This window comes from Aureitalea sp. L0-47 (assembly GCF_026126405.1).
GTDB lineage: Bacteria > Bacteroidota > Bacteroidia > Flavobacteriales > Flavobacteriaceae > Pukyongia.
Genome location: NZ_JAFMTQ010000005.1, coordinates 131,154 through 144,802, shown reverse-complemented (window position 1 = coordinate 144,802; position 13,649 = coordinate 131,154). Strand labels below are relative to the sequence as shown.

Below are 13,649 nucleotides of genomic sequence, written 5' to 3'. Positions count from 1 at the left end.
CTAATAATATGTATATCTCCTAACTTTCGAAATGTATTTTGCCAGGCGGATTACCTGGTGACTGTACCCGTATTCGTTATCATACCATACATATAGAACAACATTCTTCCCGTCTTTGGCAACAATAGTAGCGTTGCTGTCGAAAATGGCAGGCGCCGAAGAGCCAACAATATCCGATGAAACTAATTCATTGTTGAGTGAATACTTGATCTGCTCGACGAGATCGCCTTCCAGTGCGTACTTCTTCATGATGGTGTTCAGCGCATCTTTGGAGGTCTGGTTTTCCAGTTCCAGTTTAAGAATAGCTAATGAACCATTAGGAACGGGTACACGGATGGCATTGGAAGTGAGTTTGCCTTCGAATGATGGTAACGCCTTTGAAACAGCACTTCCGGCACCTGTTTCTGTGATCACCATGTTGAGTGCAGCCGCACGCCCTCGACGATATTTCTTGTGCATATTATCAACCAGGTTCTGGTCGTTGGTATAGGCGTGAATAGTTTCCAAGTGGCCTTGTACTACCCCAAACGAATCTTCGATAGCTTTAAGCACAGGAGTGATAGCGTTAGTTGTACAGGAAGCAGCCGAGAATATATCCACACTGCTCGGATCGTAATCGCGGTGATTTACTCCATGAACGATGTTAGGCACTCCTTTTCCGGGAGCGGTAAGCAATACTTTTGAAACCCCTTTTGATTTGAGATGTCTTCCAAGCGCTTCTTTATCTCTGAAAGCCCCTGTATTGTCGATCACCAGGGCGTCCTCAATTCCGTAGGGAGTATAATCGATATCCTCGGGTGCATTTGCGCTGATCATGTGTACGGTGGTTCCGTTGATGATGAGTGCGCTGTTTTCCAGGTCAGCCTGAACCGTGCCGGGAAATTCACCGTGTACCGAATCGTGCTGGAGGAGAGAGGCTCTCTTCTCCAGTATGGACTGGTCTATATTTCCACGGGTCACAATGGCCCTAAGACGCATTTGGCTCCCTTGCCCAGTGCGAGTCATCAATTCACGGGCAAGCAACCGGCCTATCCGACCAAAACCATAAAGGATCACATCCTTAGGCACAATACTCTCCGATTTCTTAGCTCCCTTGAGTTTCTTGCTCACAAAGTTCATGGCATCCTGGAATTGGTTGTCCTCCATGTGGTACTCGTAAGTGAGTTTACCGATGTCGAGCTTGGCAGGAGGAAGATCAATGGTGCGAATGGCTTGTGCGATCTCTACAGAATCAAAGATGGAAATTGGTTTTTGAACGAATTCACCTGCATATTCATGCAGATTTAGGATCTCGCTCACGTTGCGGTCTATAAGCTGATTTCTGAAGAGAACCAACTCTATGGAGCGGTCGTACCAAAGGTCGCTGACGATCTTAATAAATTCTACCGTGGCCTTACGGCGGTCGGTTTGGAAGGAGAGTTCTTTTTCATAAACTTCGTCGAAACTCATGAGTGCTTTTTTAGGGGGTTGAAATTCGCTGCAAAAGTATAGAATTCAAACGTTTTCGTAAAGGATATTTGTAAAAATAAATACCCCTTCGAAATATCATTTTCGAAGGGGTGTCTTTCTTTAGAATTTATAAGTTACCTGAAGATGAACGTGTTTTGGTCTCCATCCCTGTCGATGAAGGTTAATTTAATGTCATCGTTGCTATCAACCCGGCGCATAATGCTTTTCACATCGTCGATATTGTTCACGGGTTCATCGTTTATCTTAGTGATAAGTATGCCTCCCAGATCGTATTTTTGCATGTCTCGTGTTAGCGCCCTACTTACTTTCACTCCGCCGTTCACGCCAAAATTTTTAAGGTCTTCACGATTAGCATTTCGAAGTTCCAGTCCGATTTGCTCCAGCTCGTAGGTTTCCAGTTTGACGAGGGTAACAGGAATAACTTTTTGTCTTCCATTCCGTATCACGGTCACATCCACTACATCGTCCGGCCGTTTGGATCCCAGATAACCGGTTAGATCCGAAAACTTACCTACTTTATAACCATCCAGGCCTTTAATGATATCACCTTCCAGTATGCCGCTTTTGTCCGCGCCGCTGCCGCTTTCAACACCGCCAACGATCACTCCTTCGGTTTCCTCTATACCTAGTTGTTCGGCTACGTTTGAATTTAGGTTGCGACCCTGAATTCCGAGAATACCCCGTTGCACGTCTCCGTATTCCATTATGTCCTCAATGATCTTACGGGCATTATTTGAGGGAACCGCAAAAGAGTAGCCCACATAGGAACCCGTTTCAGAAGTAATGGCGGTATTGATACCTACCAGTTCTCCACGTATGTTTACTAAAGCTCCGCCGCTGTTTCCTCGATTTACCGCAGCATCGGTTTGGATGAACGACTGTGGATTAGCGTCGAATTCATTCAGGTCACGAGCCTTGGCACTTACAATTCCTGCCGTTACTGTTGAGGTAAGGTTAAAGGGATTTCCAACTGCCAATACCCATTCACCAATTCGCAGTTCATTGGAATCACCAAAAGGCACGAAAGGCAATTTCTCATCCGTGTCAATTTTAATAAGGGCGATGTCTGTTCTTGCATCGGTTCCGATCAGTTCGGCATCGTACGTCTTATTATTATTCAGGGTAACCTCAAGTTGCGTAGCATTGGCGATCACATGGTTGTTGGTAACAATATATCCATCAGGCGTAATGATCACCCCACTACCCGCACCTTCAACGGCCCTGGGCTGGCCACCACCGAAGTAGTATTCCATAAGGTTGGTTGGCTTGCGGCTGATCATTGTATTTTTTACGTGAACCACGGCGTGAACGGTTTTCTCTGCTGCCTCCACAAAATCGATATTCGTTTCAGTTAAATTTGAAGCATAGGAGGTAGGTATGAACCTGGGGCTTTCCGAAGTGGTCACCACCATCGGTTCGTTCTTTTCTTCGAGTAATTTATAACCTCCAAGCGTCACGGCGCCTGCAATGAGCGCCACGGCTAGCATTCGAATAGTCTGTTTCATATGCGCATTCATTTATTTAAAGTTAACAATTATAAGACGAAAATATTTCTTCAGTATTTCACATTTAACGTCCATTTAACAAGGTTGTAAAACGGTATTTAGAACTGTCTTTTCATACCTTTGCGAGGATGCCTATCGAATTCTATAAATACCAGGGTACGGGTAACGATTTCATTTTGATCGATAACCGCGCTGATCATTTCACCAAAAATAATACCAAATTGGTGGCGCAAATGTGTGACAGAAAATTTGGCATAGGGGCTGACGGATTGATATTGCTGGAGAAGCATCCGACTGCCAATTTTACAATGGTATATTACAATTCGGACGGGAACCTGAGTACCATGTGCGGTAACGGAGGGCGTTGTATCACTCACTTTGCCAAACACCTGGGCATTATTGAAACCAATGCCACCTTCGAAGCGGTAGATGGAATGCACGAGGCCGAAATTGAGGATGGTATAGTTTCATTGCGTATGAACGATGTCCACAGCGTAGATGTCTATAATAACTACGTCTTTCTGAATACCGGTTCACCACATCACGTAACCATAGTGGACGATTTGAGTGATTATGATGTCTTCGGAAAAGGGAGGGCTACACGAAATGATTTGTACGGAAAAGAAGGAGCCAACGTGAATTTTGTGTCTGAGATATCTCCTTCGGAATTTGCTGTTCGGACTTACGAAAGAGGAGTGGAAGATGAAACCCTGTCCTGTGGAACGGGAGTCACCGCCGTGGCGCTGGCCATGTACGAAAGCGGACGAACCACTTCAGAAGAAATAAAACTGAAAACTCCGGGAGGAGACCTGATGGTTAACTTCAGAAAAAAAGAAGATAGTTATACGGATGTTCATCTCATCGGTCCGGCTGTGCAGGTATATAAAGGAGTCTGGAAATGAAAACGCTGAAAAGTGATACCATACTGCTCAGAGCGCTTGAGCAAACCGATCTCGATTTGTTATACGAACTGGAGAACGACGAATCGGTATGGGAAGTTAGTAATACGACAACGCCTTATTCTAAGTTTGTGCTTAAACAGTACCTGGAAAATGCCCACAGGGATATTTACGAAGTAAAACAGTTGAGGCTTGTTATCTGTGTAGCAGAAAACAGAAAGCCAATTGGTTTGGTGGATCTTTTCGATTTTGAACCTAAACACAATCGTGCGGGAGTTGGAATCGTGATCTTCGACCGCGATGAGCGAAACAAGGGATATGCATCGGATGCTTTGAAAATGATCGCGGACTATTCCTTCACCCACCTGAAACTGCACCAGATGTATGCCAATATTTCAGAAGATAATAACGTTAGTATTCAGATGTTCGAAAAGCTGGGTTACGTGCTGGCGGGAACTAAGAAAGACTGGATCAATTCAGAAAAAGGATATAAGAACGAACTACTCTATCAGTTAATTCATGAGAAAGAATTTTAAACGTATAATTTGGTCGGTATTAATACTTGGGATAATCGCGATGGCGATCTTTGCCTGGTTCGTGTATGGAGCCGTTCTATCTCCGAATACTGCTTTTAATAATGACGAAGCACATATTTATATCGGGACCGATGCAACCTTTTCGGATGTATTGGATGAATTGCGTCCATTGCTTAAAGATGATATTTCCTTTGAAGCGGTCGCAAATAGAAAAGGATATCCAGCTAATATCAAACCCGGTCATTATGTTATTAAGAAAGGAATGAATAACAATGATATTATTAACACCATTCGGATAAATAATACGCCAGTAAAGGTGAAATTCAACAACCAGGAACGTCTGGAAAACCTGGCAGGGGCCGTATCCAGACAGATCGAAGCAGATAGTCTGTCTTTGATCACTGCGATGAAAGACCGGGCAATTCTTGAGGAAATCGGACTAACAGATGATTCAGCCTTGTCAATGTATCTTCCCAATACCTATGAGCTATACTGGAATACTTCGGCTGCAGAGTTCTGTAAGCGGATGAGTGCGGAGTACGATCGCTTCTGGAACGAAGAACGCAAAGCGAAAGCTTCCGCTATTGGATTGAGTCCGGAGGAGGTGATATCCCTGGCTGCTATCGTTCAGAAGGAAACGGCTAAAGTGGACGAGCGTCCTCGAGTGGCAGGTCTTTACGTGAACAGGATAAAAAAAGGAATGCTATTGCAGGCGGATCCTACAGTGATCTATGCCAAGAAGAAGACAGAAAATGATTTCGACCAGGTGATCAAACGGGTTTTGTACCGCGACCTGGAAATTGATTCTCCTTATAACACCTATAAATATACCGGGGTTCCACCGGGACCTATTTCCATGCCTGACCTGTCGTCTGTGAAGGCTGTTCTAAACTACGAAAATCACGATTATATCTTCATGGTAGCCGATGTTTCCAACCCCGGCTATCACAAATTTGCCAAAACCCTGGCCCAGCACAATCGAAATCGCGCAGATTATGTTCGTTGGATCAACGAGCAGGGTGTAAATCGCTGATAATTATTACCTAAAATCGGTCAGAAAATTGAAAATGTCTTGTTATTTATAAAATCAGACCAAAATATTCGTTAAAATTTCATTTTAACACCATTGCGTTGTTCATAAGATAGTTCATTGTTTTTGAACGAATTAGCAATTTTACCCCCTTTTCAGTGTTAATTTTGTAATGAAAGGTGTAAATACCTGATTAGATGAAAATTCCCACAAAAATGAACCTTAACAAACATTAACAACCGTCATATAAAAATCTGTGTTTCAGTAGTATATTTGCTGTCTGAAATTTGGTAAGTGTATTATTTACTTACCGCAAGCTAAAAAAATGAGACGTAAGTTATTACGAGTTAGTTTATTAGTGATCATCGCGATCGGAGCTGTTTCGACTTTTTCATTTAAGAAAAATAAGTCGTTAACATACTTCGACACCAGTGGAATGGAGCTTTATTATACAGTTCCCGCCATGGTAGATGGAAATTATGAAAGACCCGGAAAACTATCGAACAACGATTTGTTCCTGGGTAAGACCTATGTAGGATTCAAGGAAGCTCTTGGATTTAAAGAGTCACGAAACAACTACAATACGATCAATGAGTATGGCTACATGGGGAAATACCAGTTTGGTAAGGGTACCTTGCATATGATCGGGATATACAATTCTCAGGCGTTCATGAATGATGCCAAGATGCAGGAACAGGCCTTCAACGCCTACACTTCACGCAACAAATGGATTTTGCGTCGTGATATCGACAGGTATGTAGGAAGATATATCGACGGGGTGAAAGTTACAGAGTCGGGTATACTGGCCGCAGCTCATTTAGCAGGAGCAGGTAATGTAAAAAAATATCTTCGAAGCGGTGGAGCTGTGCAATTTAGCGATGCCTTTGGCACTTCGATTCGCTACTACTTAAAGAAATTTTCAGGATATGATACTTCCTGGGTTGAAGCCGACAGGCAGGCCAAAGTATTATAAGTAAGTTATTTTTGGATGATAAAAATGGTGGGTCTCTTGTTGAGATCCACCTTTTTGTTTTTCCATTCATCCGCGGTTAATGTGAGAATGAATTCGGTGGCTAAGGTAATATCACATGCAACACAAATCCTGGTCTTGCCCATGACCGTGCTAAGAATACTCTCGAGCAACTGATTATTTCGATAGGGTGTTTCGATGAATAACTGAGACTGGTCTTGTTCTTCGGAAAGCCTTTCAAGGCGCTTTATCTCTTTCCGCCGTTCCCTTTTGTCAATTGGGAGATAACCGTTAAAAGCAAAATTCTGTCCATTGAATCCGCTGGCCATCATGGCGAGTAATATACTAGAAGGACCCACCAGAGGAACAACCCTGATCCCTTGTCTGTGAGCAGCAGCAACAACCGCAGCACCTGGATCTGCAATCCCTGGACAGCCAGCGTCGCTTATCACCCCAACGTCAAGACCCTGGTGGCATGGCGACAACATTTCGGGTATCTCGGATTCGTCTGTGTATTTATTGATCAGCATGAACTGCAGATCGGGTTGGGATTTTCGCGGAACGATGCTCTTAATAAATCGGCGAGCGGTTTTCTCGTGCTCCACTATGTAGTAATCGATCTCCTCCACGGCTTTCTTCACGAGCAGCGGTAGTACTTCCAGGGGAGGAGTCTCTCCCAGCGTACAAGGAATTAAATACAGATTGCCTTTTTCCGGCTCCATGGCTACTGAACCACTAGTTTTTGAACACGTTGTGTGCCTGAGTCGGTTTCAACAGATACCAGGTATATACCGCTTCGCAATGCAGAAATTGAAATTTGGTGGTTTTGAGCATCAATGTTTTCTTCGGAATAAACCACAGCACCTGTGATATCCGCGATCTGAATATTCTGAATAATTCCAAATTCCAGGCGAAAGGAAACCATATCGGTAGCCGGATTGGGAATCAATTGAAAACTATTTGTTTCGGAATCGTTGACCCCGGCGATTGTAGCGTCGACGATTCGGAATATATTCCCGGATATATCTACCACAAATAATTCGTCATTGATATCTTCTCCGAAAGATACCCAGGAACCGCCGAATCCACCTCGGTCAACAATATTTCCTGTGGAGTCCACTGTAAACAACTTTCCGCTACATACATCGGCGGCAAAGTATAGTCCTTGTAAGGCGGGCCACTGACTTCCTCTATATACGAAGCCTCCTGTAACCGAGCAATTTCCGCTACCGGAGCTTGAAGAGTATTCAGCTTCGGGAAAAGTTAGTGTTCCCATTGGAGGGCAGCCAGAGGTATTAAAAGGTTGTGATCCTTCATAGCATCGCCAACCGTAATTTAGTCCCGCAGCTGTTGCCGGTTGCTTGTTGATCTCTTCTACATCACCTTGTCCCACATCACCTATCCAAAGATCATCGGTCTGGCTATCGAATGAAAATTTCCATGGATTTCGCAATCCGTATGCCCAGATCTCTTCAGCATCTGTCGAACTACCGGCAAATGGATTGTCTCCTGGAATGGCATAGTTGTTCCCTCCGGAAGTATTGTCCACATCTATGCGGAGCAACTTACCTAAGAGTAAGGTTGTATTTTGTGCCCTGTCACCCGGATCACCTCCGCTACCTCCATCACCCGAAGCGATATAGAGGTAACCATCAGGACCAAAGGCCAGTGAACCACCATTGTGATTCTGAAAGGGTTGGTTATAATCAATAATCGGTAATTCAGAACCGGGATCGGCAATATTCGGATCAGCGGCATCCACAGAAAACCTGGAGACTTGTGTGTTTCCGGCATTGTTGATGTAATTGACATAGAAAAAGCCGTTGTTGGCATAATCCGGATGAAAAGCTAACCCCAATAAACCGCGTTCATCATTTGTGCTAGTTGGTCCGAAGACTATTGAATCGATATCAAGAAACGGCGTAGCTACTATCGAGCCGTCCGCATTCATAATTTTTATCACACCGGCTTTCTCAACCACAAAGAGTCGGTCATCACCCGCATTTTGCAGATCCACTGGCTGACTAAATGACCCACCCGTATTAAACTGTTCTACTTCAATGATTTGAGCGAATGCTGACGTAATACAACATAGCATTAATAGAAAAGGGGAAATTGTTTTCATAGATTCTTTTTTTGATTTTACACTAAAGTAATGAAATACTAAGGAATGACAAAGTTAGAGCCGAGCTGCGATCTTCTCACAGGCTTCGTCCAGCATTTTGAAAACATTCTCGAAACCGTTATGGCCGCCGTAGTAGGGGTCTGGCACATCCACGTTATCACCCGGGAATATTTCGTCCAGGATTAACGTAACCTTAGCAATTTCATCATCGGTTTTAGCCAAAGCAACCACGTCACGATAGTTCGAATTGTCCATTACAAAGATATGGTCGTAGGTCTCGAAATCGTAGGCTGAGAACTTTTTTCCTCTCTGATAGGTAATGTCCAGGCCATTTTTCTTTGCGACTTCAATACTCCTGGGATCAGGTTGCTCACCTACGTGCCAGCCACCGGTTCCCGCCGATTCAACAGTAACGCGACTCCTGTCTACTTTGGAACGTAGAATACCTTCCGCAAGGGGAGAGCGGCAGATGTTGCCAAGGCATACCATTAAAATTTTTGTCTTCATATAAATCAAAAAATCCCGCTGCGGCGGGATTTGTTATAAGGTTAATTTCTTGTTCAGGTCCTCCACATATTTTCGGAACTGCTTGTCGGTACTCGAAAGATTGTCTACCGTTTTACATGCGTGTAAGACCGTGGCATGATCTCGCTGCCCGATCTGGGATCCAATGGACGCCAGCGAAGCTTTGGTAAATTTCTTTGCAAAGAACATGGCCAGTTGCCTTGCCTGAACGATATGTCTTTTTCTTGTTTTCGACTGAAGCGTATCTACGTCCATCTGGAAATATTCACTTACTACCTTCTGAATGTAATCGATAGAAACTTCACGCTTGGTGTGCTTCACATAATTATCGACGATCTTTTTCGCAAGGTCGATAGTGATCTCTCGTTTGTTGAAAGAAGAATGTGCGATCAGCGAAATAATGGCACCTTCCAGTTCGCGGATATTGGTCTTTATATTATTAGCCAGGAATTCGATGATGTCTTCAGGCATTTCCACACCGTCCCTATACAACTTGTTTTTTATGATCGCCACTCGAGTATCGTAATCCGGGTGGTTCAGTTCGGCGGAAAGTCCCCATTTGAAACGTGAAAGCAAGCGTTGCTCAATATCGATCATGTCCACTGGTGCCTTATCACTGGTAAGGATCACCTGCTTGCCATTTTGATGTAAGTGATTGAAAATGTGGAAGAAAACATCCTGTGTTCCGGCTTTTCCGGAGAGCAACTGGATGTCGTCCACGATCAGTACATCAATTATCTGGTAAAAATGGATGAAGTCGTTTCGGTTGTTCTTCTTAACCGACTCAATATATTGTTGCGTGAACTTTTCAGCAGAAATATAAAGTACTGTCTTTTCCGGGTACTTGTCCTTGATCTCAACACCAATGGCATGAGCAAGGTGAGTTTTTCCTAAACCTACACCACCAAAAATGAGAAGGGGGTTAAAAGAAGTTCCTCCCGGTTTGTTTGCAACAGCCATCCCTGCTGAACGAGCAAGTCGGTTCGATTCTCCTTCAAGGAAGTTATCGAAGTTGTAGCTAGGATTAAGCTGGGACTCGATCTTTACATTTCTGATACCGGGGATAACGAAGGGATTCTTAAGTTCAGGGCTTTTGTTCTTTAAGGGAACATCCACTTCCTGGGACTGGACCTGACTTCGGTTTGTACTCGGGATCTTTTCGGTAAAGGGTTGTTTGTTACCGTAGGTGTTCTCCATTTTGATGACGTACACCAGCTTGGCAGAGGTCCCTAATTCTTTTGTAAGGGCAACCTTCAGTAGTTTTACATAATGCTCTTCCAGCCATTCGTAGAAAAATTTACTCGGTACCTGGATGCTAAGGGCATTATCTGTAAGCTTTACTGCTTTGATTGGCTCGAACCATGTTTTGTATGCCTGGGAAGAGATGTTATCTTCAATAAAGGACAAACAATTGTTCCAAACCGATTCGGCAGTTTTGCTCATAGTGATCGCTGAAGTATAGTTAGTTAATTCCTGTGCAGAAAAATGTAGAAAAAAGAAGGATTCCTAACATTATCTTAACACTGCAAATATGTGAACAAAAAAATGAAAAAAAAAATCGAATGGGTATTGAATTTTCACTTTTTTTTTCGCATACCTTTACGTAGATAAACTTACGAAAAATATCCCCACTTTTTGATACTTTTCTTGTGAAAAAAAATAAAACCAAAATAAGAGTCCGCTACGGAGAGACCGATAAAATGGGTGTGGTGTACTATGGAAATTACGCTCAGTATCTCGAACAGGGAAGAACCGAATGGTTGCGTGAACTGGGCTTTTCGTACAGGTGGATGGAAGAAAACAGCATCGAACTGCCTGTAACTAAACTGCTTATAGAATATAAGAAAGGAGCCAAGTACGACGATGAAATTATAGTTACCACAACGTTAAGGAAACTTCCTACATTTACAATTGAGTTCGATTATGAAATTCACAACTCGGAAGGAGAGCTTTTAGTGACGGCTTCAACAACTCTGGTTTTCGTTGACATGCAAAAAAATAAGATAAGACGTGCGCCTGAATATCTGTTGGAAAAGCTTCGGGATTAGCTATGCTTTTTGAATGTCAATTTTCGGCTGCACTTTGAAGAGATTTTTTACCCTGTCGGCTTCCTTTTTCCGAACTGAAATTTGAAATTCACAGTCGAGTTCCATTTTCTGTTCCAGGATTTCAACTGCCTCACTTTTAACTATCCGCATCACTGTATTCATTTCTGAATAGGGAAACTGAATAACAAATTCGTCATTTATAGTGCGGGTTATAATTTTTGAAGCTTCCAACGCAAGCCTGGCCGAGCTGCGATATGCCTGAATCAATCCACCAACACCAAGTTTGGTTCCCCCAAAGTAACGAACTACCACAATTAGCACGTTAGTAAGATCGAATGACTGAATTTGTCCGTGGATTGGTGCTCCCGCCGAATTCGAAGGTTCTCCGTCGTCATTAGCGCGATAACGCTCATATTCTTTACCCAGCACCCAGGCATAGCACCAGTGCCTGGCACTGTGGTGCTCTTTCTTCAAATGGTCGATGCGTTCCCTAATCTCTTCTTCGGAAGAAACCGGATAGGCATAACCATAGAATTTGCTCCCCTTTTCTTTAATGAGAGTTTCATTGGATGCAAAAGCAATAGTTTTATATGTATCTCTTTCCCCTTCCATTATAAGCCATCAAAGGTCACCAATAAGATACTAAGTATGGCCAGCACAACACCTATCCAATTCTTGGGCAGGAGTTTCTCCCGGAAAAGCAGAATACCAATCAAAGTAGATGTCATTACTACCGCAACATTGTTGACGGTGAAAATCCCCGAACTTTCCAGGATATCGCTACGCAGCGCCTGGACAAGGAAGTATACCGAGAAGTAATTCGGGATACCAAGGAATATACCGCCAATAATGCTTTTTAATTCGAACTTGAATTTTCCGCGAACAGCCTGCCAACCCAGCAACAGAAATCCGGAAACGGCCGCTGTCGCGAAGATCATTGAAGAAAACAACGCCACCTCATTCTTAGCCACATGAGTATCTTCCAGATACTTCAAGCTGGTGTCTATAACACCGCTACCCAGGAAGACGAGCAGTGGGTAAATGAGGTTCCTGCGATCCACCCGGACTCCTGCCTTCGACTTCATCGAGGCGAGGTAAACGGCGATCAGGGCCATAACAATTCCTACGAACTTCAATACGCCTAAACTCTCCTTATAATATAGGAGTCCAAAAATGATAGGAATTACCAGGCTCATTTTTGTAGCTACCGAAACTACCGACAAACCACTTCGCTGTGTTGTGATCGCCATTAAATTGAAGATTATGATAAACAATACACCCAGTCCGGCAGTAAACGGAAACCAGTCTTTGGAAATAGTTTCAGTAAAACCCACGCTCTCCTCGTAGGCTATGAGTCCGCAAAGGCAAGCCGTAATGTAATTAGCCACGATGGCGTGGAGGGTATTGATCTTAAAACGATCGAATAGTTTAAAGACCACGAAAATGATCGTAGAGGAGAGGACACTTAATATCAGATAGATCACCCGGCCATATTTTTAAATATTGTCAAACTATCCTCCTTGATGTTTTCTTCCGAATGCACCATTCCTGCAATTATGGGAGAAGCGACTCCTTCACCAAATACGGCAGGCCCTTCGAAGACGATAGCTTCATCCCAGAGTTCTTCGTCTATAAATGTTTGAAGTGTCTTAGCACCACCTTCCACGATGAGGCTTTGGATCTCCATTTCAAAAAGGATCTCACACACCTGTTTCGCAATGGGCTTGCTAAAGTCAATCGCTCTGGCGGTCACATTTGGGAATTCCTCGTTGCTACTTTGGGTAAGTAGCAGGGTAGGAGAGCTGCCGTCCAGTATCGCTGCTGATTTTGGGATACGACCCTTTCGATCCAGTGCGATCCGCAATGGATTGGAACCTTTCCATTCCCTTGTGGTAAGACCAGGATCATCATCGATCACTGTTTGGGTGCCAACGAGTATGGCTGCCTCTTCAGCACGCATTTTATGTGCTATTTGTTTGGAGAACGGATTACTTATCCATACTGGTTCACCCTCCGATTTTCGATTTTTAGGTGCGATAAAGCCATCACTGGTCTGTGCCCACTTTAAAAAGATGTAAGGCCGATGTTTTTTCTGATAAGTAAAGAAACGTTTGTTGAGTTCGTCACAGGCATCTTCCATGATCCCAGTTGTTACCTCGCAACCGGCTTCTTTCAGTAATCGAATACCATTACCACTTACCTGTGGGTTGGGATCGGTGCTTCCAATTACCACCTTTTTTATTCCTTCGGAAATGATACGGTTGGCGCAAGGTGGAGTCCTCCCGAAATGACTACAGGGTTCGAGGCTAACATAGATCGTAGACGATTTTAATAAGCTGGGATCGGCTACACTATTGATGGCATTGATCTCCGCATGAGGCGATCCCGCTTTGTGATGCCAGCCTTCGCCAATGATCCTGCCTTCATGCACTATCACACTGCCCACAAGTGGATTGGGGTATGTATTTCCCAGACCTTTTTTGGCCAGTTCGATACAGCGTGACATAAATTTTTCGTGTAACTTCACCACGCAAAAGTACA

The 13,649-nt window shown here is 43.7% G+C and carries 14 protein-coding genes; 5 read left to right on the top strand and 9 right to left on the bottom strand.

From position 1 onward, the window contains the following. Both J1N09_RS07470 and J1N09_RS07465 read right to left on the bottom strand, forming a co-directional pair. On the bottom strand, positions 1–1,449 hold the full coding sequence (locus J1N09_RS07470; RefSeq protein ID WP_265199381.1) for a glyceraldehyde-3-phosphate dehydrogenase: 1,449 nt from the start codon (positions 1,447–1,449) through the stop codon (positions 1–3). A 134-nt stretch (positions 1,450–1,583) separates the two neighbouring features. Next, on the bottom strand, positions 1,584–2,975 hold the full coding sequence (locus tag J1N09_RS07465; protein ID WP_265199380.1) for a trypsin-like peptidase domain-containing protein: 1,392 nt from the start codon (positions 2,973–2,975) through the stop codon (positions 1,584–1,586). 128 nt (positions 2,976–3,103) lie between these two features. Here J1N09_RS07465 and dapF point away from each other — a divergent pair, with 128 nt between their 5' ends. The 4 genes from dapF (at position 3,104) to J1N09_RS07445 (ending at position 6,413) form a co-directional block, all read left to right on the top strand. Continuing rightward, the gene (dapF, locus tag J1N09_RS07460) at positions 3,104–3,877 is read left to right on the top strand and encodes a diaminopimelate epimerase (RefSeq protein WP_265199379.1); all 774 of its coding nucleotides are present in this window, start codon (positions 3,104–3,106) and stop codon (positions 3,875–3,877) included. Continuing rightward, the gene (locus tag J1N09_RS07455; protein WP_265199378.1) at positions 3,874–4,410 is read left to right on the top strand and encodes a GNAT family N-acetyltransferase; all 537 of its coding nucleotides are present in this window, start codon (positions 3,874–3,876) and stop codon (positions 4,408–4,410) included. The genes dapF and J1N09_RS07455 overlap by 4 nt, the downstream gene beginning before the upstream one ends. Further along, positions 4,394–5,443: an endolytic transglycosylase MltG gene (gene mltG / locus J1N09_RS07450; protein WP_265199375.1), complete on the top strand. Its 1,050-nt coding sequence runs from the start codon at positions 4,394–4,396 to the stop codon at positions 5,441–5,443. Before J1N09_RS07455 ends, mltG begins: the two co-directional genes overlap by 17 nt. A 322-nt stretch (positions 5,444–5,765) precedes the next feature. After that, positions 5,766–6,413, top strand: coding sequence for a peptidoglycan-binding protein LysM (locus J1N09_RS07445; protein ID WP_265199374.1), 648 nt, complete (start codon positions 5,766–5,768; stop codon positions 6,411–6,413). A 5-nt stretch (positions 6,414–6,418) separates the two neighbouring features. Here the strand turns inward: J1N09_RS07445 and J1N09_RS07440 are convergent, their stop codons facing one another. The 4 genes from J1N09_RS07440 to dnaA are packed head-to-tail and all read right to left on the bottom strand — an operon-like array spanning position 6,419 to position 10,503. Then, positions 6,419–7,132 carry an SAM-dependent methyltransferase gene (locus J1N09_RS07440; protein WP_265199373.1) on the bottom strand — a complete coding sequence of 238 codons (714 nt, stop codon included), beginning with the start codon at positions 7,130–7,132 and terminating at the stop codon, positions 6,419–6,421. A gap of 2 nt (positions 7,133–7,134) precedes the next feature. Next, complete coding sequence (locus J1N09_RS07435) at positions 7,135–8,535, bottom strand: PQQ-dependent sugar dehydrogenase (protein WP_265199370.1); 1,401 nt, start codon at positions 8,533–8,535, stop codon at positions 7,135–7,137. Positions 8,536–8,589: 54 nt separating this feature from the next. Continuing rightward, positions 8,590–9,042, bottom strand: a complete 453-nt coding sequence (locus J1N09_RS07430; RefSeq protein ID WP_265199369.1) for a low molecular weight protein-tyrosine-phosphatase — start codon at positions 9,040–9,042, stop codon at positions 8,590–8,592. A gap of 33 nt (positions 9,043–9,075) precedes the next feature. Beyond that, positions 9,076–10,503 carry a chromosomal replication initiator protein DnaA gene (dnaA, locus tag J1N09_RS07425; RefSeq protein ID WP_265199366.1) on the bottom strand — a complete coding sequence of 476 codons (1,428 nt, stop codon included), beginning with the start codon at positions 10,501–10,503 and terminating at the stop codon, positions 9,076–9,078. A 206-nt stretch (positions 10,504–10,709) separates the two neighbouring features. Between dnaA and J1N09_RS07420 the strand changes: the two genes are divergently transcribed. Beyond that, complete coding sequence (locus tag J1N09_RS07420; RefSeq protein ID WP_265199365.1) at positions 10,710–11,108, top strand: acyl-CoA thioesterase; 399 nt, start codon at positions 10,710–10,712, stop codon at positions 11,106–11,108. Here J1N09_RS07420 and J1N09_RS07415 read toward each other — a convergent pair whose 3' ends face one another. The 3 genes from J1N09_RS07415 to ribD are packed head-to-tail and all read right to left on the bottom strand — an operon-like array spanning position 11,109 to position 13,635. Further along, positions 11,109–11,720, bottom strand: coding sequence for an IMPACT family protein (locus J1N09_RS07415; protein WP_265199364.1), 612 nt, complete (start codon positions 11,718–11,720; stop codon positions 11,109–11,111). After that, a complete protein-coding gene (locus tag J1N09_RS07410) occupies positions 11,720–12,592 on the bottom strand; it encodes a DMT family transporter (protein WP_265199363.1) in 873 nt (290 codons plus the stop codon). The genes J1N09_RS07415 and J1N09_RS07410 overlap by 1 nt, the downstream gene beginning before the upstream one ends. Then, positions 12,589–13,635: a bifunctional diaminohydroxyphosphoribosylaminopyrimidine deaminase/5-amino-6-(5-phosphoribosylamino)uracil reductase RibD gene (gene ribD, locus J1N09_RS07405; protein ID WP_265199362.1), complete on the bottom strand. Its 1,047-nt coding sequence runs from the start codon at positions 13,633–13,635 to the stop codon at positions 12,589–12,591. The genes J1N09_RS07410 and ribD overlap by 4 nt, the downstream gene beginning before the upstream one ends. Positions 13,636–13,649: the final 14 nt, after the last annotated feature.